Source organism: Bradyrhizobium cenepequi, from assembly GCF_020329485.1.
Lineage (GTDB): Bacteria > Pseudomonadota > Alphaproteobacteria > Rhizobiales > Xanthobacteraceae > Bradyrhizobium > Bradyrhizobium cenepequi.
Genome location: NZ_JAGKJI010000019.1, coordinates 96,715 through 117,854, shown reverse-complemented (window position 1 = coordinate 117,854; position 21,140 = coordinate 96,715). Strand labels below are relative to the sequence as shown.

The following is a 21,140-nucleotide window of genomic DNA, read 5'->3' as shown; positions in this document are numbered from 1 at the left end:
GGGGGACAAGCCGGTAAGTAGCCAATTAACTACCTGACATCCGGGGATTTCGGCAGCATTTGCTTGACCTCGACGGCAATCCGGTTGCGGTCGACCAGCACCACGCCGCTGGCGATCGGCAGGTTGTTGGCAAGGATCTTGACCTCGTCGGCCTCGGTGGCATCCAGTTCGATGATGGCGCCGCGGGAGAGCCGCATCACCTGGTGGATGGGCATCGTGGTAGTGCCGAGCACCACCATGAGATCGACACTGACTTTATCGAGAGTAGCCACTTCTGAACCGCCAAACCGAGACTAGATTGTGGTTCCACCTGACCACGTGATGGTTAGCCAATGGTTAATGTCCGCCAAAACCTTGATTTGTCGATTTTCGCGCACCCAGCCAGCGGCGAAGTCGTGGAATGGCGGATTTCGGATGCGCCGGTGCCCTACCCTGACGCCGTCGCCTTGATGGAATCGCGCGCCGCCGACATCGCGGCCGGGAAAGCGCCCGAACTGATCTGGCTCCTGGAGCACCCCCCGCTCTACACGTCCGGCACCAGCGGCAAGGCTGGCGACCTCCTGGACGCACGATTTCCGATATTTGAGAGCGGACGCGGCGGTCAGATCACCTATCACGGGCCCGGCCAGCGGGTGGCTTATGTGATGCTGGACCTGAAGCGGCGCCGGCCGGATGTGCGCGCCTATGTCGCCTCGCTGGAGGAATGGATCATCCGCACCCTTGCCGCCTTCAACGTCCGTGGCGAGCGCCGCGAGGATCGTGTCGGCGTCTGGGTCAAGCGGCCAGATAAGGGGCCGGGATTCGAGGACAAGATCGCGGCGATCGGAGTACGGCTGAAGCGCTGGGTGTCCTTCCACGGCATCGCGATCAATGTCGAGCCCGATCTTTCGCATTTCTCCGCGATCGTGCCCTGCGGCGTAGTGGATCCGCGCTACGGCGTCACCTCATTGGTCGACCTCGGCCTGCCGGTGACGCTGCCCGACGTCGACGTCGCGCTTCGGCAGGCGTTTGCGGAGGTGTTTGGCGCGGTCGAAGCCCGCCTGCCGGCAGCGATAGCCTAGGCGGTCATGCCGCCGCCTTCTGCGGCGGCACGTCTAGCTTGCCGGCGATGTAGCGCCGCTCTTGGGAAAGACCGCCAAATCCGTAGGCGTCACCCTTCACCTCGTCGACATGGGCGTAGCTCTCATCGTGCAAGGGTCCGAGCAGTTCGCCCATGCGTTGGAAGATCGCGGCAAGATAGACGGCCTTCTCATCTTTGCTGTTGGTGCCTTCGCTGACATGGACGTCGAGCCAATAGCTCGCGAGCTTCCGGTCGGCGAGCGATTGGCCGCCGGTGAACCAATCGGCGGCATCAACAGATCTCACGATGATCGCGGCGAGGCTCGGATCCTTGTGCAGGATTCTTGCAGTCAGCTCGGACACTGCAGCCGCAATATCCGATTTCAAACCAGGCCTCTCGCGCGAGGTGGAGTAAGTGACCGTAATGAGCGGCATGATCGTTCTCCTTTCGAGCATCTGTGCGCCTCATTCGCGCGGCTTATAGCTAGACCTGCCGCCACCATTTTTGTACCTTATCTTTGCTCATATCAGTGATAACGATCCTTGATGATTGAATGACCACGCTCGGCATCGATACCGTGCAGACCTTCCTGGTGGTCGCGGAATTGCAGAACTTCACCCGCGCCGCCGAGGCCTTGGGAACGACGCAGGCTGCGGTCAGCATGAAACTGCAGCGGCTTGAGGCGGTGCTTTCAAAACGACTGGTGGAACGCTCGCCGCGTGCGGTGCGACTGACCGCCGAAGGCTCGGCGTTTCTGCAGCATGCACGCGCCCTGGTGGAAGCCCATGATCGCGCTCTGTCGGGCGAGCAACCGCTACCGCAGCGCCTGTCGCTCGGGATCAGCGACCACGCCGCGGGGCCCGAACTGGTGCCTATGCTCGAGCGACTCCACGCGGTGTCTCCACAACTGGCGCTCACCGTCGTTATCGGATTCTCGCGGGAGATGCTCGACGCCTATGACGCGGGCAGGCTGGACGCCGTAATCGTGCGGCAGGAAGGCAGCCGCCGCGGTGGGGAAAAGCTCGCCCTGGACGAATTCGGCTGGTTTGCCGCAAAGCGTTTTGTCTGGCGGAGCGGCCATGCGCTGCCACTGGCTACCCTCGCCCCGCCCTGCGGCGTGCGCGCGCTTGTGGTCCGCACGCTGGACAAGGCCGGGATCGCCTGGCGTGAAAGCTTTGTCGGCGGTGGCGCCACCGCAGTTGCGGCCGCTGCACTCGCGGGTCTTGCGGTCGCTCCCATGGCACGGCGCATCGCCCCGGCGGGCCTGATCGACATAGGACCGATGTATGGGTTACCGCGGCTCGGCACGATGAAAGTGATGCTGCATTCGAAGGTCAGCGACCCCGCCAAACTGGCTGCGCTCAGAACACTAGCGGCGACGTTTCGCAGCGTCGCCGGCGCATGAAATCGTCTACAAGATGGCCTCGAATGCGCTGCGCAGCGTTTCGTAGCGAAATACGAAGCCGTTGCTGAGCGCCTTGTTGGGCAGCACGCGCTGGCCACCCAGCAGCAGCTCTTTCGCAAAATCGCCCCCAACCCGACGCAGAAGGCCGGCGGGGATGCGAAAGATCGCGGGCCGATGCAGCCGGCGGCCGAGCTCTTCGGTGAACGTGGCATTCGTCACCGGGATCGGTGCGGTCGCGTTGATCGGACCAGCGAGATCGGGCCTTGCGATCACATGCGCGATCAGACGGACGAGATCGTCGCGCTCGATCCAGGACATCCACTGCCTGCCCGAACCGAGCGGCCCGCCGAGGCCGAACTCGAACGGCGTCAGCATGCGCGTGATGAACCCGCCGTCGGTGCCGAGCACCAGGCCGATCCGCAAGCAGACGACGCGGACGCCAAATTCTTCTGTGGGACGCGCCGCTTTCTCCCAGGCCTCGCAGAGCTCATGGCTGAAGCAGGCGTGCGACTTGGCCGACTCGGTCAGCACCTGGTCCTGCCACAGCCCGTACCAGCCGATCGCGGAGCCGCTGACAAGGACGGCCGGTTTGTGCTCGAGGCGCGCGATCAGCTTCACGACGTCGCCGGTGATATCGATCCGCGACGCAAGGATCTCGCGACGCTTGGCCTCGGTCCACAAGCCGTTGCCGATCGGCTCGCCCGCGAGATTGACGATGGCATCGATCCTGGTCTCGGCCGGAAGCTGATCGAGGCTCGTGATCAGCGTGATCGGCGGCGACAACAGCTCCGCCTTTGCGGGATTTCGGATCAGCGCGATGACCTGATGACCGGCGGCGGTGAGGCTTGCGACCAGCCGGCTGCCGATGAATCCGGTGGCGCCAGTGACGAGCACCGTCTGTCGGCCGGGCAGTCCCCTCACAACCTCGCGCGCGGGCGCGAGGGTCATGCGCGCCAGGCGTCTTGCGGCCGTGAAATCGCGCAAGCCGCAAAGCGCGGCGCCGACAGCGGCGGCCGCGGCTACGATGCTGAGAAGACCCATATAGGCCGACTTGATCCCGGTCGGCTGCATCGCCCAGTCGATCAGGACCGGCAGCAGCAAGACCAGGATGGCCCCGTAATTGATCGCGAGCAGCGTATGATTGATGCGTTCGCTCGCCGACAACTTCCTGCTCAGATCTTCCTCGACGAAATCAATCAGCGTGATGACGACTTCCGCCACCAGCACGGCAATAATCAGCATGGCGAAAACGCCGTGCACCTCCAGCCAGCCGAGAATGAGAAGGAGCAGCGCATAGAACATGTTGCGCACGCCGTGGAGCTGCAGCTCGAAACGCTGCGACGGACGCCACGCCAGGCGCTCTGTGAACTCGTGGTGATAGAAGGTATCGAACACCCCCATCACGATCTGAATGGCGATCAGCGTCCAGAGCAGCGGCGTCATGGGATGGCCTCTCTAAACACGGCAGACTGACGGATAAGCATGCCGAAGCGGGGATGGATGACATCGAGCGTGAAGCGGAATTCATCGCCGCCGAGATCGCGATGGGTCACGGTGAGATCGCCCGGCGTGAGCCATTCCGGCAGCGGCAATCGGAACGGACCGAGCTGCAGCGAATAGCCGGTGCTGCGAAACACCAGCGCTTCCTGCGCGACTGATATCTTGAGCGCCATGCTGACGCCACAGCCGACATATTCCTCGAGCCCCGTCGGGCCGGCAAAGCGTTTGCAGGAGTGGATGACGTGCGGAAAGCCGTTGCTGCGCGCGGCGATGCGGCTCCAAATCTGCCCGCCCGTGGCTGCATCCTCGGTCACCGTGACGATCACCGGGACGCCGGTCTCGGAGCCGGTCGGCAGCGGCCCGCCGATCAGGCGCGCGGCCTGCGCAAGCCACCAGCCGGCGCGATTGAAGGTGACTTCATCGATCTCGCCGACATAGACGATGGTCCCGCCCTCGGCGAGGCGCTTCGAGAAGCGACGCCAGACCGCGACCGGCAGCCGTCCCCAGTCTGCGTCGGCGAGCAGCGAACGAAGCCTGTTGTCGTCGTGCAGTCTTGCGTTGGAAGCGGGCGATGTCTTGAGGCTGGATATCCTTGCTGACGCCATCGCACGCTCCCGCTTGCTTTACCCTATTTGGCTCTTCCCGTCGGCAGCAGATTCACGATTTTCTCGCCGAGCCTGATCAGCGCGACCAGGCGCGGCCGCGGCACGTTGAGCATCTGGGTGTACCAGCGGTCGACGAGTTCGGTGAACGCCAGCATCTCCTTCAGCCGCTTGCTCGCGACCGGGCTGATCGTGGGATCGTCGGCGGCATCCGACACGCTGGCGCGAAGTGCTGCGATCGCCGGATCGATCTCGCGCTCCTTGCGGCCTGCGGCGATCCGCGCCGCGACTTCCCAGATGTCGGTTTCGGCCTCGAAATGATCGCGCCGGTCGCCGAGGATCGGCACGCGACGGATCAGATTCCAGGCAAGCAGCTCCTTGATCGAATTCGAGACGTTCGAGCGCGCCATGCCGAGCGTGTCGGCGATGTCCTCCGCGGTCATCGGCGCTTCGGCGAGATAGAGCAGACCATGGATCTGACTGACCGAGCGGTTGACGCCCCACTCGTCGCCCATGTCACCCCAATGCAGGATGAAGCGCTCGACCACGGGAGGAAGTTTTCTCTTACCTGTTGTTTCTGTCATAACAGAAATATCTGACAGAACAGAGCGTGTGTCAAGCTACGTCTTGGCGCAATCAAACGATCAGTTTTGGAGATTGAGGGAGCGTCGGCGCCTACGCGGTCGCCAGCACCGAGAAGCCCTCCCCTGCCTCGCGCAGGTTGAGCAGATCGGAACGGCCGGCCTCGTCTTGCACGGCATCGACACGCGCCGCCGACGGCCCGCGCCGGCACGCGGCGATTATTTCCGACACCACGGCCTCTGGCCCGGCAAATACCGCCTCGACGCTACCGTCCCGGCGGTTGCGCACCCAGCCCTCGAGCTGGCGCAGGCTCGCCTGGTGTTCGACCCAGGCGCGGTAGCCGACGCCCTGCACGCGGCCGCGTATGACGACATGCCGGATCGCATCGGTCATTTCTTCAATCCGAGGAATTCGGTCAGTCTCATCTTCACCTCCGCGTCACGCATCAGCCGGGCGGTGATCTCTGCCGGTGGAAGTCCCTTCAGCTCCTTGGGTTTCGCGCCTTCGCGCAGCGCCTTCAGCGTCTCGTAGACCGCCTGGGTGGCGGCGGCGAACGGCGCATGCCCCTGCAGCGCAATCTTGACGCGCTGGCTCGCGAGAAACGCCACATCGTCGAGTTCACCTTGGGTGTTGCCAAGCACGATTGGACGCGTCGTCACCGCCGCGATCGCCTCAAGCTCCCGCCGCGTCGTCAACCCGGTGAAGAACAGTGCATCGACGCCGGTCGCGTCGTAAGCCTTGGCCCGCGCGAGACAATCGTCAAAATCCGAGGCCTGTGGACCACCGCCTCGCGTTCCGGTCCGGCCCATGATCACCAGCGTCGGATCGCTGCGGCCATCGAGCGCCGCCTTCATCTTGCCGACGCCCTCTTCGAGCGGGATCAGTTGCGGGCCCACTACGCCGAACGCCTGCGGCAATAGCGTGTCCTCGATGGTGAAGCCGGCGGCGCCGGCGACCTCAAGCTCCTGCACCGTGCGGCGGACGTTGAGTGCGTTGCCGTAGCCGTGGTCGGCATCGACCAAGACCGGCAAGGTCGAGGCACGCGAGATCCGCCGCATCTGCTCCGCAAGCTCAGTGAGCGTGATCAGCGCTATGTCGGGATCGCCGAGAATAGCAAGCGACGCCACCGAACCACCGAACATACCGAGCTCAAAGCCGAGCTCTTCGGCAATGCGAACTGAGATCGGATCGTACACTGACCCGGCACGAACGCATGTCGATCCGGCAAGGATCGCACGCAAGGCTTGGCGGCGCGTTCTGAAAGCCATCGCGGCCTCCCTTTCTTACGCGAATTCCAGGATCAGCGCGTCGACTGCCAGCGTTGCGCCGGGAGCGGCGTGGATCTTCTTCACCGTGCCATCGCGCTCGGCGCGCAGCACGTTCTGCATCTTCATGGCCTCGACGACCGCAAGCGTCTCGCCAGCCTTGACATCCTGCCCCTCGCTGACCGCGATCGACACCACGAGTCCCGGCATCGGGCACAGCAGCTTCTTGCCGGTATCGGCGGCCGACACTACCGGCATCAAGCGCGCTGATGTCGCTTCGGTCTCGGTGAAGACGTAGATCGGAACCTCAAATCCCTGGTGCGCGAGGCGGAAGCCGTTATTGATCGGGCGCACCAGCATCGCCACGAACTGGCCGTCGATCGTGCCCTGCCACACCGGCTCGCCCGGCACCCAGTTCGAGACCAGGTTGTGCGGATTGCCCGGCAGCCCATCGCTGCCGATGAAACGCACTGCGATCGCGTCGGCCTCACGCGCAACATCGAGCGCGATCTCCTCGCGCTCGAGCCACACCGCGCGACGCCGCTCGCGTTGCACCAGGCGGCCATTCATCTGGTCCGAGATCTGCCGCTTGCGCTCGCCGAGCACGTGATCAATTGCGGCGGCCACCGCCGCCAACCGCCGCGCGATCTCGCCCTCCGGAGGCCGCGCCGAGAATCCCTTCGGATATTCCTCCGCGATGAAGCCGGTGGAGAGTTCTCCTTCGCGCCAGCGTGGATGGTTCATCAGCGCCGACAGGAACGGAATGTTGTGCCTGATGCCGTCGACATAGAAGGCATCGAGCGCGGTCGACTGCGCCTCGATCGCCGCCGCCCTCGACGGCGCGTGCGTGATGAGCTTGGCGATCATCGGATCGTAATGGATCGAGATCTCGCCGCCCTCCTGCACGCCAGTATCGTTGCGGACGGTGACGCCATCCTGGCTCTTCTCGGCCGGCGGACGATATTTTACCAGACGCCCGATCGACGGCAGGAAGTTGCGGAACGGATCTTCGGCATAGACGCGCGATTCCACCGCCCATCCCGTCAGCGTCACGTCTTTTTGCGCAAGGCTGAGCTTTTCGCCTGCCGCAACGCGGATCATCTGCTCGACGAGATCGATGCCGGTGACGAGCTCAGTGACGGGATGCTCGACCTGCAGGCGCGTATTCATCTCCAGGAAGTAGAAGCTCTTGTCCTGGCCGGCGACGAACTCGACCGTGCCGGCAGAATCGTAGTTCACCGCCTTCGCGAGTGCGACCGCCTGCTCGCCCATCCTGCGGCGCGTGGTCTCGTCGAGCAGCGGCGACGGCGCTTCCTCTATGACCTTTTGGTTGCGGCGCTGGATCGAACATTCGCGCTCGCCGAGATAGATCACATTGCCGTGCTTGTCGCCGAGCACCTGGATCTCGATGTGACGGGGATCGACGATGAACTTCTCGATGAACACCCGGTCATCACCAAACGATGACTTCGCTTCGGCCTTCGCAAGATTGAATCCCTCGGCGACTTCCGCTTTCGAATGCGCGATCCGCATGCCCTTGCCGCCGCCGCCGGCGGAGGCCTTGATCATCACGGGATAGCCGATCTCCTCGGCGATCCCAACCGCATGCTTGTCGTCTTCGATGACGCCGAGATGGCCGGGAACGGTGGAGACCTTTGCCTTTGCCGCCGCCTTCTTGGATTCGATCTTGTCGCCCATCGCGGCGATGGCATCGGGATTGGGGCCGATGAAGACGATGCCGGCTTCCTTCAGCGCGCGCGGAAACGCCTCGCGCTCAGACAGGAAGCCGTAGCCGGGATGGACTGCCTCGGCGCCGGTCTTGCGACAGGCATCGACGATCCTGTCGATCAACAGATAGCTCTCCGCCGCCGGCGGCGGACCGATCAGTACGGCCTCATCGGCCATCTCGACGTGGAGCGCATCGCGGTCGGCCTCGGAGTAGACCGCTACGGTGTCGATTCCCATACGACGTGCAGTCTTGATGATCCGGCAGGCGATCTCGCCGCGATTTGCGATCAGGATTCGTTTGAACATGTTCTTCTTGCTTGGGCGTTTGGGCAGGATCCTCGCCCGCAATGTGGCACGGGCGGCGGGCGTCTCAATTGACGTGGTACAGGAAAACTCAGGAGAGGCAACGGTCTATATCGAGGCAACGGGCGCGGCGCCTGCCTGAAAGCCATCAGCCCGAATAGGTATTAAATCTACCGCGCACATAGGCGCGAGAGACGGCCTTCATCAGCTCGTTCACCTCGCTTTCCAGATAATCGTTGGCCACGATCAGCGCCCGGATGGTGGCCCGCATGTCGCCGCCACAGGCTGCGACCGCCTCATCCACGGCAGCCTCCAAGGTGTCGACATCCTCGGTGCTGACACTTGGAAGAGAGGACATCGGGCGATTTCCGGGGTGTGGGGTGGAGCCAATGTTCCTTTTTTGTTCTAACCATGTCAACCGTGGTTCGGGCATTGTCGACCGGTTCCGGCAGCTTTTTCCTAACGCGGAATAGCTTCGCGGGAGCTTCGTGCTAGAAGGCTCTCCCCGCACGCCATCCCCATCGATGTAGACCATGCCATTACGCATATTGATCGCAGGGCTGATCCTGATCGCCCTTTCGTCGAGCCAAAGCCTCGCCGCCAGCGCGACCGTCAGGAACGGCAGCACGCTTCAGCTCGGCAACATGACCTACCGGCTCGACGGCATCGACACGCCACCGATCGACCAATTGTGCATCGACGAGCATGCCGAGAGTTGGGCCTGCGGCATCGAGGCCCGCGACCAGTTGGCGAAGCTGATCGGCGACCGTCAGGTCCGCTGCGACGATCTCGGTCCCGACCCGACCTACAAGAAACGGCACCTCGGCGTGTGCAAGATCGAAGGTGATCCAACCAGCCTCAGCGAGTTGATGGTCCAGCGGGGCTTTGCCTTTAATGTCGAGGCTTCGGCCACCGGCCGCTTCAAGCCCGACGAGGCGCGCGCCAAGGAAGACCGCCAGGGCATGTGGAAGGGCTGTTTCGTTGCTCCGCAGGAGTTCCGTCGCGGCAAGCAGGATGGCGCGCTGCTGGGCGCATCATGCCCCGCCGACCGCGATCGCGAGATTCGCGACGTGCTCTTCCCCGATGATCTCCCCATGCCGTCCGGCTGCAACATCAAGGGCAAGTTCGCGGTGCGTGCCCGTGTCACCGGCGATATCGGCATCTATCATTTGCAGGCATGCCGCAGTTACCCCGGATTAACCAAGCCCGACCGCTGGTTCTGCTCCGAAGATGACGCCCAGGCCGCAGGATTCCGCAGGGCGTATAACTGCCGGCCCGGCGCCAAGGCCAAATGACCGCTGGCAAGCCCTCTTCCGTTGTGTGAGACTACGCGAAGAGGTCGCCTGCCCCAATGTCGCCTGAGCCCGTGAACCTGCTTCCTGAAACGGTCGCCGCCGAACGGCTGCGGCGGCATCTGGAAGAAACTGCGCGAGAACGCGACCGCGCCCATCGCGCATTGCAGGAGCGCGAGGCGGACCTCGCGCGTATTCAGCGAATGGTCCGGGTCGGTGGGCTCGAAATCGATTTTCGCGACGGCGTCAAGACCCGCCGCTCCCCTGAATATCTCCTCGTCCACGGGCTGCCGCCCGACGCCGTCGACGAGACCTATGAGAACTGGGTCGATCGCATCCATCCCGACGATCGTGAGCAAACGATCAAGCACCTGTTCGAGGTGCTGAAGAGCGACCGCGAGGACTATTCGTCCGAGTATAGGATCGTCCGGCCGAGCGACGGCGATATGCGATGGATTCGCGTCGTCGCCAAGATCGAGCGCGACCGCAATGGCCGCGCGTTGCGCATGGTTGGCGCCGATCTCGATGTCACCGATCAAATGTTGGCCCAGGCCATCCTGCGCGAAAGCGAGGAGCGCTTTCGCCTGATCGCGGACAGCGCCCCGGTTCCGATCTGGGTGACCAAACTCGACCGCACGCGCTCCTTCGCCAACCAGGCCTATATCGACTTCCTCGGCCTTCCCTTCGAAGACGCCATCAAGTTCGACTGGCGCAAGCGACTGCATCCCGAAGACATGTCGCGCATCGTGCAGGAATCGATCGCGGGCGAAGCCTCGCTCAAGCCTTTCGTCCTGGAGGCGCGCTACCGGCGCGCCGACGGTGAATGGCGCTGCCTGCGGTCGGAATCGCAACCGCGCTGGGATCCGAACGGCAGCCATATCGGCTTCATAGGGGTCGCGCATGACATTACCGCGGCCAAGCAGGCGGAGATCGAGCTCCGCCGGCTGAACGAGACACTCGAACTGCGCATCTCCGAGCGCGCCGCGCAGCTCGAAGCCAGTGAAGCGCAAATGCGCGCCATCTTCGAGACCAGCCACCAGTACCAGGTGCTGCTCAATCAGCACGGCGAAGTGCTCCATGCCAACCGGATGGCGCTGGCCGGCATCCGCGCCGAAGCTCGCGACGTCATCGGCAAGCGGTTCTGGGAAACGCCGTGGTGCGCCGCGACGGACGGCATGCCCAAGCTGGTTCGCAACGCCTTCATGGCCGTCATGAAAGGCGACGACGTCAAGACCGAGATGATGCTGCAGCTTCCGATCGGCGAGCGCTATTTCGACTTCGCGATGCGACCGCTCCGCGACCAGCACGGCACCGTGATCGGCGCCGTGGCCGAAGCGGTCGACATCACCGAACGCCGCCAGGGCGAAGAGGTGCTCCGGCAATCGCAGAAGATGGAGGCCGTCGGCCAGCTCACCGGCGGCGTGGCCCACGACTTCAACAATCTCTTGACCATCATCCGCTCAGCGACCGACTTCCTGCGCCGCCGCGACCTGCCCGAAGAGCGTCGCCATCGCTACATCGACGCGATCTCCGAAACGGTGGAGCGGGCCTCCAAGCTGACCGGGCAGCTATTGGCGTTTGCCCGCCGCCAGCCCTTGAAGCCGCAGGTCTTCAATGTCGGCGCGCGGGTCGACAGCGTGACCCAGTTGATCCGGCCGCTGGTCGGCGCGCGCATCCAGATCGACGTCGAGATCGACGATCCCGATTGCTTTGCGATCGCCGATATCGCCCAATTCGAAACCGCGCTGATCAACCTCGCCGTGAATGGCCGCGACGCCATGGACGGTGGAGGCTGCATCACGATTGCCGTGCGGAAGGTGCAGGGGATCCCTGCCCTGCGCGCCCAGCCGGCACGCCGCGGCAACTTCATCGCGATCTCCATGACCGACACCGGCACTGGCATCGCGCCCGATCACCTGCAGTCAATCTTCGAGCCGTTCTTCACCACCAAGGAAGTCGGCAAGGGAACCGGACTTGGCCTGAGTCAGGCGTTTGGTTTCGCCAAGCAATCCGATGGCGATATCGAGGTCGTCAGCACGCTCGGACAAGGCGCGACCTTCACGATCTATCTGCCGCAGGCAGCGCGACCGGCCGATGCGGCATCCGCCGCAGCCATCGCCAGCGAGCCGGCAACCATGGGCCGCGGCTATCGCGTCCTCCTCGTGGAGGACAATGACGAGGTCGGGCAATTCTCCACCGAGCTATTGGAAGATCTCGGATACTCGGTCAACCGCGTGGCGAATGCCAATGCGGCGCTTGCGCTACTGTCCGAAGACGAGTTTTCCGCCGACCTCGTATTCTCCGACGTCATCATGCCCGGCATGAACGGCGTGGAGCTCGCCAGCGTGATCCGCGAGCGCTATCCTGGCCTGCCGGTGGTGCTGACCAGCGGATACAGCAACGTGCTTGCCGAAAATGCGCATCGCGGCTTCGAGCTGATCCAGAAGCCCTACTCGGTCGAGTCGCTGTCGCGTATTTTACGAAAAGCGATCGCGGATCGCGGATCAATCAGTTCGACGGCCTGAACAACGTCGTTCGCATAACGCACCCGGCTTCGCTGAGCACGCCTCTTCTATTGGGTCTATTGGGCCGCGATATCGATGAGTGCGATGCCGAGATCCTCCCTCTTCTTCCGGCGCAGCTTTGCCGGCGTCTCCGTCACCACGACCTCGAGCGTCGGCTGCACCACGCCTGCGAGCAGGTGGCCGCCGCGCGTGGAACCATCCGATAGTCCAAGCACGATGTGGACGTGCAGGCTCGCCTTGCCGTCGTCGCCGACCGCGACATCGCCGATCGCGCTCAGCACCTCGCATTGCTCGTTGACCTCGATCTTCCGATAGGACTTCGAGGCGAAATCGAACCAGCCGACTGTCGCCCTCTCGAACGCTCCGATTGCGGTCAGCGCCGCCGCCGAAATCCTGGCGTCGTTCGCGAACTTCGTCAGCGCTGCGAACGCTTCATCACCCGCGTCGAGGATCACGACGTGGACCTGCGCACCAGGGTCGTCGGAAACCAATTTGCTTCGCATCGGCTGGCTCGCTTCGTCAGGCGGCGCTGCGCTGGGTGTGGCGGCCTTCCTTCACCTCCTCGATAATCTTGGTGCTGAAGGCTTCGAGATCGCCGGGATTGCGGGAAGTGATCACGCCCTGATCGGTCACAACCTGGGAATCTTCCCACTTGGCGCCGGCATTCATCACGTCGGTCTTGATCGACTTGTACGACGTCATCCGCCGCCCCTTGGCGATCCCGGTTTCGATCAGAAGCCAGGGCGCGTGGCAGACCGCCGCGACGACCTTCTTGGCGTCGAATATCTCCTTGATGAATTTCAGCGCCTTCGGCTCGGCCCGCAGCAGATCCGGATTGATCTGTCCGCCCGGCAACACGATCGCATCGTAGTCGGAGGCGGAAACCTGATCGAGCGTCTTGTCGACCTTCACCGGCCGGCCCCAATCCTTCATGTCCCAACCCTTGATCTCGCCTGCGGCCAGCGAAATCACGTCGACGTTTGCGCCGGCCTTCTTGAGCCGATCGCGCGGCACTTCCAGTTCCGACTGTTCGAAGCCGTGAGTTGCGAGGATTGCGATCTTCTTGCCTTTCAAGTCCATGGGAAACTCCGTCGCAGTGCATGGGAGATGCCGACCAATCAGCAATGCCGGACATCGTTCCTGCGCAACGCCGAATTGATCCAGCCTCGCCAGGAACCCACCTCGACGCTATTTCGGATTCGGCTCGACAAGCCCCGCTGCCGGATCCGGCAGCTTGCCCTCACGCGAAAGCTTGACGGCATTGCCGAGCGCGCGCGCGACATTCAAGGTCTCTTCCTGGAACGGCCTGTCCTCATCGAGGGCCTGATGCGAGGTCGCGTAAGGCTCCATGTAGCCGATATAGCCGTCGAGCTCGCCCGTTCGGCCGACCGAGATCAGCTCCATGTCCGTCAGCCAATCCGAAAGCGATCGTCGCATCGTTTCCGCACCGGCGGAGTCGCCGTGCACGACGAGACCGAAATAGCGGCCGGCGAGATGCCGCGGATACGGCCAGCCCTTAAGTTCGAGCGCCTTGGCTTCATCCGCGTGTTTGCCATGGGTTGAGGTTGGGTCGGGATTGCAGCCATCGGCGCAGACCATCCGGTCCATCATCGCCTTCAGCCCGGTCGGCGCATGATACCAGTTCACAGGCGACACGATCAGGATGCCATGCGCAGCGACCCATAGCGGGTAGATTTCGTTCATCCAGTCATCGGTCTGGTCGAGGGCATAGTTCGGATAGCAACTGCAAGGCCAATGGCACAGTGCGGGCGATGTGGAGACGCAGGATTTGCAGGGATGAATCTGCTTGCCGAACTCGGACGCCAGTCGCGAGAGATCGAGGATGTCGACGGCAAATCCCATCTCGACGAATACAGGCTCGGCCAGCTTGACCAATCGCCAGCTCTTGGACATCTCGCCGGGGCAGGTGTGCTCGCTCCGCGAGGAGCCGTTGATGATTAGGATGCGCGACACTTCCGCCGCGTCGTCATGGCGCCGCTGCGCCGCCAGGATCGCCTCGCGCGCGGCAAGCCAATCCACCGCGAGTTCGTATTCCGGATCGGCGAAGCCTGGCCCCGCTTTGCGCGTCAGCGGCGCCTTGCGCGAATGGCTGTAGGCATCCCACGCTGCGTCGATGATGGCGTCGATCTCCCGCTGAAGCGGCTTGAACGCGGGATCGACGAAACGGCTGCGGTAGCGTCGCGCGAACTCATCGCGCGGCAATTTGACGGGCGGCATGCCCTTGCGGATGGCCGGCGCCCTCATGTCGCACTCCTCCCCGCATTGTGAACGTAAGATGACATGTCGCGTTAACAACGTGACGTCGGCGACAGTTCCGGCGCGAGGAGTGCGACCACGGATGTCCGAGAAGCTGGATCGCAAGGTCAAGACGGCGCTCGACGAAACCCGTTTGCTTGTCCTCGGCATCCAAGTCCTGCTCGGCTTTCAATTCCAGGCCTTCTTCCAGACCGGCTTTCCCGCGCTCTCCTCCGCATCGAAAATGCTCTGCGCCGTCGGGCTTGCGCTGCTGACGCTTTCGCTGGGATTGCTGGTCGCCCCATCGATGGAACACCGAATCATCGAGCGGGGTTCATCATCGACGCGCCTGGTCCGCGCCACATCCTTCTATGCGACCGCCGGCCTGGTCCCGTTCTCCTTGAGCCTTGGCCTCGCCGTCTATGTCGTGATCGAAGGACATTTCGGCTGGTCCGCAGGCTTCGCAGGCGGACTCGCGCTGATATTCGCATCAAGCTTTGCGTGGTTCGGATTGGAGATGTTTCACCGGGAGAAACCGACGATGCCCGATTCAGGAGGAACGACCCCGCTCGCCACAAAAGTCGAGCAGTTGCTGACCGAAGCGCGCGTCATCATCCCCGGCGCGCAGGCTCTGTTCGGCTTTCAATTCATCGCCATGCTGACCACCGGATTTGAAGAACTGCCGCAAACGGTAAAGATCGTGCACGCCGTCGCGCTCGGCCTCGTCGCCATGAATGTCATCCTCCTGATGACGCCGGCCGCCCTGCACCGGCTTTCTTATGGTGGTGCTGATTCTGCGAATTTTCTCCGCACCGCCTCCGCGCTCGTGACGGCGGCGCCGTTATTTCTGGCCGCTGGCATTGCCGCGGAGGGCTACGTCGTGCTGAGCAAGATCACCACTGGCGAACTCGCGGCCACTTACGCGGCGGCGAGTTTTCTCGTCCTGGTCGGGTTCTGGTACGCTCTGCCGCTGATCGTGCGATGGACGGGCAAATAGCACAAGCCGTGATGCCGAGGCGTCACTTGCGATTCTTGTCCAGCGCCTGCGCCATCTCGCGGCAAACCCGTGGCCGGAATTTTCGTTCCTATAGATCGCAGGAGCCCTCGACGCCAACGCTTACCGCGGCGGCGGCTCCTCCTTGGAGGGCGGCGAACCCGTCGGACCGCCTTTGGCTTTCGGAGGCTGCGTGGGAGAACCATTGGGGCTGCCGGTCTGCCCGGCTCCCATGCCGGTGGTCGTGCCTTCCCGCACGCCGTCCGGCCGCGCCGGTGGATTTGCGCTGGGGTGTCCGGGAGAATCAATGTTCTTGCCTTGGTTGGGTTGCGCCAGGGCGCTTGAACTCGCGAGCGCGATCGCTGCGATCAAGAGCAATTTCTTCATGATGATCTCCTTCTGGAACATGCGCTTAACCAGTCCCGGCTCGATGCGTTCCGCGTGTTCGGACGGATGACGCAGCGAAACCATTAAGGCTGTCAGAGGTTTGTAGTCTCGAAGGGAGATTCCGATGGCGCTTTTTCGGGTGCGGCCGACCCGCACTGATAAGACGATCGCCGACACCGTGTCGGAGTACACGACGCCGGCAGCCGAGCGGGCCGCCGAGGTACTGACATGGGGCGCCGACGAGCATGTACTCTGCGCGCTTGCGCTGGGCTGGTGGCTTTATTCGCGCAACAAAGACGCGCGACAGCGCCGCGATAGCAGCCACCTCCTCCTGACCACGGTCGTCACCGCCACCCTCCCCCACCTGCTGAAGACCGTGTTCGACCAGGAGCGTCCCGATCGACAAACCGCGCGAGGTCACCTGCACGGCGTGCCGTTCTCCGGTAAACCGCTGGACGCTTTTCCATCTGGCCACGCGATTCACGTCGGCGCGATCGCTTCAGCCGCGACCGTGCTTCCACCAGCAAAGCGCAATGTGGTCTGGGCAGTCGGTGGAGGCTTGGTACTGACACGCATCGTCCTGCTTGCGCACTGGATGAGCGATGTCGTTGCCGGCCTTGCGATTGGCGCGCTGAGCGAACGGCTGTTGCGCCTCATCACCGGCTACGGAACGAATCGCGCTGTGCGCTGAAGCATCGCCGATCAGGCTGCGTCCTCAACGTCAGCCGCGCCGGGCACCAGCATCGCACGGATCTCCCGCGCCGTGCGCGCCGCACTGAACAGATAGCCCTGCATCTGAGTGCATCCCAACATGTGCACGGTGTCGCGCTGCTGCTCGGTCTCGACACCCTCCGCCGTCGTGATCATGTCGCGGTCGGCCGCGATGCTCACCACCGCGCGGATGATAGACGCCGACGAGCTGTTGCGGGTGACTTCCTTGACGAAGCTGCGGTCGATCTTGATCTTGTCGAACGGAAAGCGCTGCAGATATTGCAGCGAGGAATAGCCGGTTCCGAAATCATCCAGCGCGATATGAACGCCGAGCGCGCGAAGCTGGTTGAGCGCGACCAGCGCGGCATCATCGTCAGCGATCAGCACGGCCTCCGTGATCTCGAGCTCTAGGCGGCGGATCGAGCCCGCTCTCGGCCAGTGCCGTCGCGACTTTCAGCGACAGCGCTTCCGACTTGAACTGGATCGGCGACACGTTGACCGCCACGCGCACATGGGCGGGCCAGGTGGCAGCCTCAGCGCAGGCGGTCCGCAGCACCCATTGTCCGATCTCCTCGATCAGGCCAGTCTCCTCGGCGACCGGAATGAACTCGACCGGCGATACCATGCCGCGCACCGGATGCCGCCAGCGCACCAGCGCCTCGCAGCCGGTCACCTCGTCGCTGCGCAGATCGACGAGCGGCTGATAATGGATTTCGAATCCGCCCTCGACCAGTGCGGTGCGCATATCAGCCTCGAGCTCGCGGCGGAGCTTGGCCTCCTTCTCCATCTCGGGCTCGAAAAAACGATGGGTGCGGCGCCCGGCAGCCTTGGCAGCGTACATCGCCAGGTCCGCGCGCTTCAACAGGCCGAGCAGATCGGTACCGTCCCGCGGCGCGACTGCGATGCCGATGCTGGCGTCGCCGGACAAGCGGTGGCCATGGCAATCGAACGGCGTCCGCAGCGCCTGGTAGATCCGTTCAACCAGCGCGCTCACGTCGGCATCGGCATTGACGCCGCGCTGAACGATCGCGAACTCGTCCCCTCCGAGACGAGCAATGAAATCCTCCAGTCCGATCGACTGACGCAAACGTTCGGCAACACGAGTGAGGAACTCGTCACCGATCAAATGGCCGAGCGAATCGTTGATGCGCTTGAACTCGTCGATATCGATATAAAGAATGGCGAACTGCACATGGGCTGTCTCGAGCAGCAAGCCCTCGGCGTGGCGCTGGAACAGCGTCCGGTTCGGCAGATTGGTCAGCGGATCGTAATGGGCGAGATGCTCGATCTTCGCCTCGACCCGCCGCCGCTCGGTCACATCTTCCATCGTCGTGGCCCAGCCACCGTCGGGCGAGCGCTTGAAGATCATTCTGATTGTTCGTCCATCCTGCGTCGAGATATAGCCCTCACCTGCCTCGCTCCGGTTCGGTCCGAGGAAACGCGCGCAATATTCGTCGACATCTCCGATAAAGGAGCCGATCGACTGGCGATGCAGCACGAGCTCGCGCAGGTGGCATCCGGGCCTGGCGACATCAGGCGATACGCCGAGCATATCGAGATAGCGCTGGTTGCAGATCACGAGTCGACCCGACGCGTCGAACAACAACAACCCTTGCGTCATGTTGTTGATGGCGGTGTCGAGATGAAAGCTCTTCTCCGACAGCTTCTGGCGCGCGGCGTCGTGCTGCCGTTGCAGTTGCCTCACGATCAGGAAGATCGTGACGATGACGACGACAATAGCCAGCACCGCAGCGCTGAACTGCAGTTTGGTCTGCGCGCGCCAGTCGGCGAGCGCCGTCGAGGTCCTGGTCGTGGCAACGATCAGGATCGGAAAATGAGTCAGCGGTCGAACGGCGCCGATCTTGTCTTCGGCATCTTCCGTGCTGAAGCGCCCCGAGATATTTCCGTCAAGCATCAGGGCCTTTTGGAATGACGGGAGACTGGCTACGCTCTTGCCGAGCGCCCCGTCATCTCTGGGGTAGCGGGCGATGACCGTGCCATCGCGATGGATCATTGAGATGATTGTGTCGCCATTCAGCGCCAGGGAAGCGACGAAATCCTCGAACTGCCTGGGCTCGACACCCCGGCTGGAAAAGCCGACGATGGTGCCGTTGTGGCCGACGATCTTGCGGGCGAACAGCGTCGTCCACTTGCCCGTCACGCGGCTCACCGCGGGTTCGACGATGACGTCCGGTGTCGGCTTGCCGGAGGTAAACTCCCTGAAATATCGCCGATCCCTGATGTTCATGTCGGGCACCGGCCACATCTCCGAGGAATTGATCAGCCACCCCTCGGCATTGAACAGATTGAGGCCACCGACATGCGGCAGGGCCGCAAGCCTGGTGCGCAGCATTTCGTGCGCGCTCAGCAGTGACATCGTTTTTTCGAACTGATCGGCGGTATCGACCCCGTCCGCCCGCATGTAGGCGACGACATCATCGTGCACGTGCTGAAGATCGGAAAGTTGCTGATCGAAATGGCGGGACAGCAAGAGCGCCGTGTTGGAGAGTTGGCGTTCGGCAAGATCGAGCGCGCGCTCCCGGAATTGCAGCGCAAGGTAGCCGGTGCCGAGCCCGATCGCGACCACGAGCGCCACCGCGCATAGGACGAGCCACTGGATTGCGCTCAAGCGCAATGGCGCCGCGGTGGTCAATTTCCACCACCACCGGCTCTGCGAGATCTCGCTCTTGGCCGAGCTGTCTGACACTTCCCTGCCCCTAGAGGCGCTTGTTGTAAGGGACACAACCCAAGAGGGCGTTAGGAAAATGAGTTATTGACCGGTTAACATGGAACCTTGCTTCTGAGCGTTACCAGATTTCCACCGCGCAATACCGCTTGTGCACTATTGGACGTTACGCAGTTTATGAGAGATTGAAGTGTTTGCCGGATAGTGCCCGCGGGCAATCCTCATTCGGGCATCTCACCGGGGGCGGACAAGCGCGCAACAAGATGAACGATTTCACGCAATCGGTGGCGACGGCGCTCTCGCTGATCGCCGGCCTGGACGCTGAGCTGGTCGGCATCGTCATCCTGTCGCTGCGCGTCAGCCTGTCAGCGAGCCTGCTGGCGCTGCTGATCGGCGCCCCCATCGGGGTCCTGCTTGCGATCAGCCGGTTTGGCGGACGGCAAGCCATGATCGTGCTGGCGAATGCCATGCTCGGCCTGCCGCCGGTGGTGGTCGGACTGGCGCTTTACCTCCTGCTGTCGCGCTCCGGTCCGCTTGGATTTGCCGGGCTGCTGTTCACGCCGAGCGCCATGATTGTCGCGCAGACGATCCTGGCCACGCCGATCGTGGCCGCACTCGTGCACCGTCCGGTTTCGCTGTTGTGGGCGGAATATTCCGATCTCATGCGGACGGACGGCTTGTCGCGCCTGCGGAGCATAGCGCTGCTGTCCTCGCTCGGCCGCACCTCGTTCTTGACCGCGTTCCTTGCCGCCTTCGGCCGCGCCATCGCCGAAGTCGGGGCCATCATCATCGTCGGCGGCAACATCCGCGGCTACACCCGAACCATGACGACCGCGATCGCCCTGGAAACCAGCAAGGGCGAGTTGCCACTGGCGCTCGGGCTTGGCCTGATCCTGCTCGGCCTCAGCGTGACCGTGAGCACGGTGGCGTTCCTACTAATCGGACGCGTTGGGGAAAAATAGCTGCTCGCCGCCGACCTTGTAGTCGGCAATCACCTTCTGCCCCTCGGCGGAGATCAACCAGTCGATGAAGGCCTGCCCGTCCTTGGCTTTCACGCTTTGGTGCTTGGCCGGATTGACGAGCATCACGCCATATTGGTTGAACAGGCGCCGATCGCCCTCAGTCAGGATCGAAAGATCGCCGCGATTCTTGAACGACAGCCAGGTGCCGCGATCCGATAGCACATAGGCATTGTCGGATGCGGCCATGTTGAGCGCGGGCCCCATTCCCTGCCCGATCTCGCGGTACCAGGCCCCCTTCGCCGTCGCGATATCGATGCCCGCGTCCTTCCATAAACGCAGTTCGGCCTGGTGCGTGCCGGAGCGGTCGCCGCGCGAGACGAAGGTCGCCTTCGCGGCCGCGATCTTCTTCAGCGCCTCAGTAACGTCCTTGCCACCGCCGATGTGCGCCGGATCGGACTTCGGCCCAATCACCACGAAATCATTGTACATCACGTCCTGGCGCTTGACGCCAAACCCTTCGGCCAGGAATTTCTCCTCGGCCGGACGGTCATGCACGAACACCACGTCAGCATCGCCGCGCCGTCCGATGTCGAGCGCCTGGCCGGTGCCGACCGCGACCACCTTGACACCGATGCCGGTCGCCGCCGTGAAGCGCGGCAACAGGAAGCCGAACAACCCGGACTGCTCGGTTGATGTCGTCGATGCCACCGTGATTGAGCGCTCCTGCGCGAACGCGCTGGAGATCATGAGAAGCGTTGCGATCAGGATTCGTGCGAGCATTTCCTCACCTCCGCGAAGCCGGATGTTTGGGAATGTTCTACTTCATCTCGGCCTGCCCGACTATAAGCAAGGCGATCCACCAGAGCGATCGGAGTCGCGGGC

Annotated in this window: 21 protein-coding genes and 1 pseudogene; 7 read left to right on the top strand and 15 right to left on the bottom strand. The window is 63.2% G+C overall.

The features are described 5' to 3' along the window. Nucleotides 1–29: 29 nt before the first annotated feature. Nucleotides 30–272: a FliM/FliN family flagellar motor switch protein gene (locus tag J6497_RS20910; protein ID WP_027583831.1), complete on the bottom strand. Its 243-nt coding sequence runs from the start codon at nucleotides 270–272 to the stop codon at nucleotides 30–32. Between the two features lie 60 nt (nucleotides 273–332). Here J6497_RS20910 and lipB point away from each other — a divergent pair, with 60 nt between their 5' ends. Further along, a complete protein-coding gene (gene lipB / locus J6497_RS20905) occupies nucleotides 333–1,061 on the top strand; it encodes a lipoyl(octanoyl) transferase LipB (RefSeq protein ID WP_225706166.1) in 729 nt (242 codons plus the stop codon). 4 nt (nucleotides 1,062–1,065) lie between these two features. Here lipB and J6497_RS20900 read toward each other — a convergent pair whose 3' ends face one another. Then, on the bottom strand, nucleotides 1,066–1,494 hold the full coding sequence (locus tag J6497_RS20900) for a tautomerase family protein (RefSeq protein ID WP_225706165.1): 429 nt from the start codon (nucleotides 1,492–1,494) through the stop codon (nucleotides 1,066–1,068). 119 nt (nucleotides 1,495–1,613) lie between these two features. Between J6497_RS20900 and J6497_RS20895 the strand changes: the two genes are divergently transcribed. Beyond that, nucleotides 1,614–2,465, top strand: coding sequence for a LysR family transcriptional regulator (locus tag J6497_RS20895; protein ID WP_225706164.1), 852 nt, complete (start codon nucleotides 1,614–1,616; stop codon nucleotides 2,463–2,465). Nucleotides 2,466–2,471: 6 nt separating this feature from the next. Here J6497_RS20895 and J6497_RS20890 read toward each other — a convergent pair whose 3' ends face one another. The 7 genes from J6497_RS20890 to J6497_RS20860 all read right to left on the bottom strand — a co-directional run bounded on the left by J6497_RS20890 (nucleotide 2,472) and on the right by J6497_RS20860 (nucleotide 8,803). Further along, complete coding sequence (locus J6497_RS20890; RefSeq protein WP_225706163.1) at nucleotides 2,472–3,908, bottom strand: TIGR01777 family oxidoreductase; 1,437 nt, start codon at nucleotides 3,906–3,908, stop codon at nucleotides 2,472–2,474. Further along, nucleotides 3,905–4,570, bottom strand: a complete 666-nt coding sequence (locus tag J6497_RS20885) for a DUF4166 domain-containing protein (protein WP_225706162.1) — start codon at nucleotides 4,568–4,570, stop codon at nucleotides 3,905–3,907. The genes J6497_RS20890 and J6497_RS20885 overlap by 4 nt, the downstream gene beginning before the upstream one ends. Nucleotides 4,571–4,593: 23 nt before the next feature. Further along, nucleotides 4,594–5,151 (bottom strand): GbsR/MarR family transcriptional regulator, encoded by a 558-nt coding sequence (locus J6497_RS20880; RefSeq protein ID WP_225706161.1) that lies wholly within the window; start codon nucleotides 5,149–5,151, stop codon nucleotides 4,594–4,596. 91 nt (nucleotides 5,152–5,242) lie between these two features. Next, entirely contained in the window at nucleotides 5,243–5,542 is a 300-nt protein-coding gene (locus tag J6497_RS20875; RefSeq protein WP_225706160.1) for an acylphosphatase, read from the bottom strand. Next, nucleotides 5,539–6,417 (bottom strand): isocitrate lyase/PEP mutase family protein, encoded by an 879-nt coding sequence (locus J6497_RS20870; protein WP_225706159.1) that lies wholly within the window; start codon nucleotides 6,415–6,417, stop codon nucleotides 5,539–5,541. The genes J6497_RS20875 and J6497_RS20870 overlap by 4 nt, the downstream gene beginning before the upstream one ends. A gap of 15 nt (nucleotides 6,418–6,432) precedes the next feature. Next, the gene (locus tag J6497_RS20865) at nucleotides 6,433–8,448 is read right to left on the bottom strand and encodes an acetyl-CoA carboxylase biotin carboxylase subunit (protein WP_225706158.1); all 2,016 of its coding nucleotides are present in this window, start codon (nucleotides 8,446–8,448) and stop codon (nucleotides 6,433–6,435) included. A 145-nt stretch (nucleotides 8,449–8,593) separates the two neighbouring features. Continuing rightward, nucleotides 8,594–8,803, bottom strand: a complete 210-nt coding sequence (locus J6497_RS20860) for a hypothetical protein (protein WP_225706157.1) — start codon at nucleotides 8,801–8,803, stop codon at nucleotides 8,594–8,596. A gap of 175 nt (nucleotides 8,804–8,978) precedes the next feature. Between J6497_RS20860 and J6497_RS20855 the strand changes: the two genes are divergently transcribed. Both J6497_RS20855 and J6497_RS20850 read left to right on the top strand, forming a co-directional pair. Beyond that, nucleotides 8,979–9,740, top strand: coding sequence for a thermonuclease family protein (locus tag J6497_RS20855; RefSeq protein ID WP_225706156.1), 762 nt, complete (start codon nucleotides 8,979–8,981; stop codon nucleotides 9,738–9,740). A gap of 56 nt (nucleotides 9,741–9,796) precedes the next feature. After that, nucleotides 9,797–12,262: a hybrid sensor histidine kinase/response regulator gene (locus J6497_RS20850; RefSeq protein WP_225706155.1), complete on the top strand. Its 2,466-nt coding sequence runs from the start codon at nucleotides 9,797–9,799 to the stop codon at nucleotides 12,260–12,262. Between the two features lie 56 nt (nucleotides 12,263–12,318). Here J6497_RS20850 and J6497_RS20845 read toward each other — a convergent pair whose 3' ends face one another. The 3 genes from J6497_RS20845 to J6497_RS20835 form a co-directional block, all read right to left on the bottom strand. Further along, nucleotides 12,319–12,765 (bottom strand): PPC domain-containing DNA-binding protein, encoded by a 447-nt coding sequence (locus J6497_RS20845; protein WP_225706154.1) that lies wholly within the window; start codon nucleotides 12,763–12,765, stop codon nucleotides 12,319–12,321. Between the two features lie 16 nt (nucleotides 12,766–12,781). Continuing rightward, complete coding sequence (locus J6497_RS20840; protein WP_225706153.1) at nucleotides 12,782–13,342, bottom strand: type 1 glutamine amidotransferase domain-containing protein; 561 nt, start codon at nucleotides 13,340–13,342, stop codon at nucleotides 12,782–12,784. A 108-nt stretch (nucleotides 13,343–13,450) separates the two neighbouring features. Further along, nucleotides 13,451–14,527, bottom strand: coding sequence for a flavodoxin family protein (locus tag J6497_RS20835; protein WP_225706152.1), 1,077 nt, complete (start codon nucleotides 14,525–14,527; stop codon nucleotides 13,451–13,453). A gap of 94 nt (nucleotides 14,528–14,621) precedes the next feature. On the opposite strand from J6497_RS20835, the gene J6497_RS20830 reads away from it, so the two are divergent. Next, a complete protein-coding gene (locus J6497_RS20830) occupies nucleotides 14,622–15,515 on the top strand; it encodes a DUF6328 family protein (RefSeq protein WP_225706151.1) in 894 nt (297 codons plus the stop codon). Nucleotides 15,516–15,635: 120 nt separating this feature from the next. Here the strand turns inward: J6497_RS20830 and J6497_RS20825 are convergent, their stop codons facing one another. Next, nucleotides 15,636–15,983, bottom strand: a complete 348-nt coding sequence (locus J6497_RS20825) for a hypothetical protein (protein ID WP_225706150.1) — start codon at nucleotides 15,981–15,983, stop codon at nucleotides 15,636–15,638. A 40-nt stretch (nucleotides 15,984–16,023) separates the two neighbouring features. Between J6497_RS20825 and J6497_RS20820 the strand changes: the two genes are divergently transcribed. Beyond that, on the top strand, nucleotides 16,024–16,590 hold the full coding sequence (locus J6497_RS20820) for a phosphatase PAP2 family protein (RefSeq protein ID WP_225706149.1): 567 nt from the start codon (nucleotides 16,024–16,026) through the stop codon (nucleotides 16,588–16,590). 11 nt (nucleotides 16,591–16,601) lie between these two features. Here J6497_RS20820 and J6497_RS42460 read toward each other — a convergent pair. Next, nucleotides 16,602–19,290: pseudogene (locus J6497_RS42460) on the bottom strand (bifunctional diguanylate cyclase/phosphodiesterase). 269 nt (nucleotides 19,291–19,559) lie between these two features. On the opposite strand from J6497_RS42460, the gene J6497_RS20810 reads away from it, so the two are divergent. Beyond that, on the top strand, nucleotides 19,560–20,258 hold the full coding sequence (locus tag J6497_RS20810) for an ABC transporter permease (protein ID WP_225706148.1): 699 nt from the start codon (nucleotides 19,560–19,562) through the stop codon (nucleotides 20,256–20,258). Here the strand turns inward: J6497_RS20810 and J6497_RS20805 are convergent. Next, a complete protein-coding gene (locus J6497_RS20805) occupies nucleotides 20,232–21,038 on the bottom strand; it encodes an ABC transporter substrate-binding protein (RefSeq protein ID WP_225706147.1) in 807 nt (268 codons plus the stop codon). The two genes, J6497_RS20810 and J6497_RS20805, sit on opposite strands and share 27 nt — an antisense overlap. Nucleotides 21,039–21,140 lie beyond the last annotated feature (102 nt).

Bases quoted from the DNA above. Each gene is read 5' to 3' on its own strand.
- J6497_RS20830 (WP_225706151.1), top strand. From the start codon at position 14,622: ATGTCCGAGAAGCTGGATCGCAAGGTCAAGACGGCGCTCGACGAAACC.
- J6497_RS20855 (WP_225706156.1), top strand. From the start codon at position 8,979: ATGCCATTACGCATATTGATCGCAGGGCTGATCCTGATCGCCCTTTCG.
- lipB (WP_225706166.1), top strand. From the start codon at position 333: ATGGTTAATGTCCGCCAAAACCTTGATTTGTCGATTTTCGCGCACCCA.
- J6497_RS20825 (WP_225706150.1), bottom strand. From the start codon at position 15,983: ATGGTTTCGCTGCGTCATCCGTCCGAACACGCGGAACGCATCGAGCCG.
- J6497_RS20865 (WP_225706158.1), bottom strand. From the start codon at position 8,448: ATGTTCAAACGAATCCTGATCGCAAATCGCGGCGAGATCGCCTGCCGG.
- J6497_RS20805 (WP_225706147.1), bottom strand. From the start codon at position 21,038: ATGCTCGCACGAATCCTGATCGCAACGCTTCTCATGATCTCCAGCGCG.
- J6497_RS20860 (WP_225706157.1), bottom strand. From the start codon at position 8,803: ATGTCCTCTCTTCCAAGTGTCAGCACCGAGGATGTCGACACCTTGGAG.
- J6497_RS20870 (WP_225706159.1), bottom strand. From the start codon at position 6,417: ATGGCTTTCAGAACGCGCCGCCAAGCCTTGCGTGCGATCCTTGCCGGA.
- J6497_RS20820 (WP_225706149.1), top strand. From the start codon at position 16,024: ATGGCGCTTTTTCGGGTGCGGCCGACCCGCACTGATAAGACGATCGCC.
- J6497_RS20895 (WP_225706164.1), top strand. From the start codon at position 1,614: ATGACCACGCTCGGCATCGATACCGTGCAGACCTTCCTGGTGGTCGCG.
- J6497_RS20810 (WP_225706148.1), top strand. From the start codon at position 19,560: ATGAACGATTTCACGCAATCGGTGGCGACGGCGCTCTCGCTGATCGCC.
- J6497_RS20885 (WP_225706162.1), bottom strand. From the start codon at position 4,570: ATGGCGTCAGCAAGGATATCCAGCCTCAAGACATCGCCCGCTTCCAAC.
- J6497_RS20840 (WP_225706153.1), bottom strand. From the start codon at position 13,342: ATGGACTTGAAAGGCAAGAAGATCGCAATCCTCGCAACTCACGGCTTC.
- J6497_RS20850 (WP_225706155.1), top strand. From the start codon at position 9,797: ATGTCGCCTGAGCCCGTGAACCTGCTTCCTGAAACGGTCGCCGCCGAA.
- J6497_RS20890 (WP_225706163.1), bottom strand. From the start codon at position 3,908: ATGACGCCGCTGCTCTGGACGCTGATCGCCATTCAGATCGTGATGGGG.
- J6497_RS20835 (WP_225706152.1), bottom strand. From the start codon at position 14,527: ATGAGGGCGCCGGCCATCCGCAAGGGCATGCCGCCCGTCAAATTGCCG.
- J6497_RS20845 (WP_225706154.1), bottom strand. From the start codon at position 12,765: ATGCGAAGCAAATTGGTTTCCGACGACCCTGGTGCGCAGGTCCACGTC.
- J6497_RS20875 (WP_225706160.1), bottom strand. From the start codon at position 5,542: ATGACCGATGCGATCCGGCATGTCGTCATACGCGGCCGCGTGCAGGGC.
- J6497_RS20900 (WP_225706165.1), bottom strand. From the start codon at position 1,494: ATGCCGCTCATTACGGTCACTTACTCCACCTCGCGCGAGAGGCCTGGT.
- J6497_RS20880 (WP_225706161.1), bottom strand. From the start codon at position 5,151: ATGACAGAAACAACAGGTAAGAGAAAACTTCCTCCCGTGGTCGAGCGC.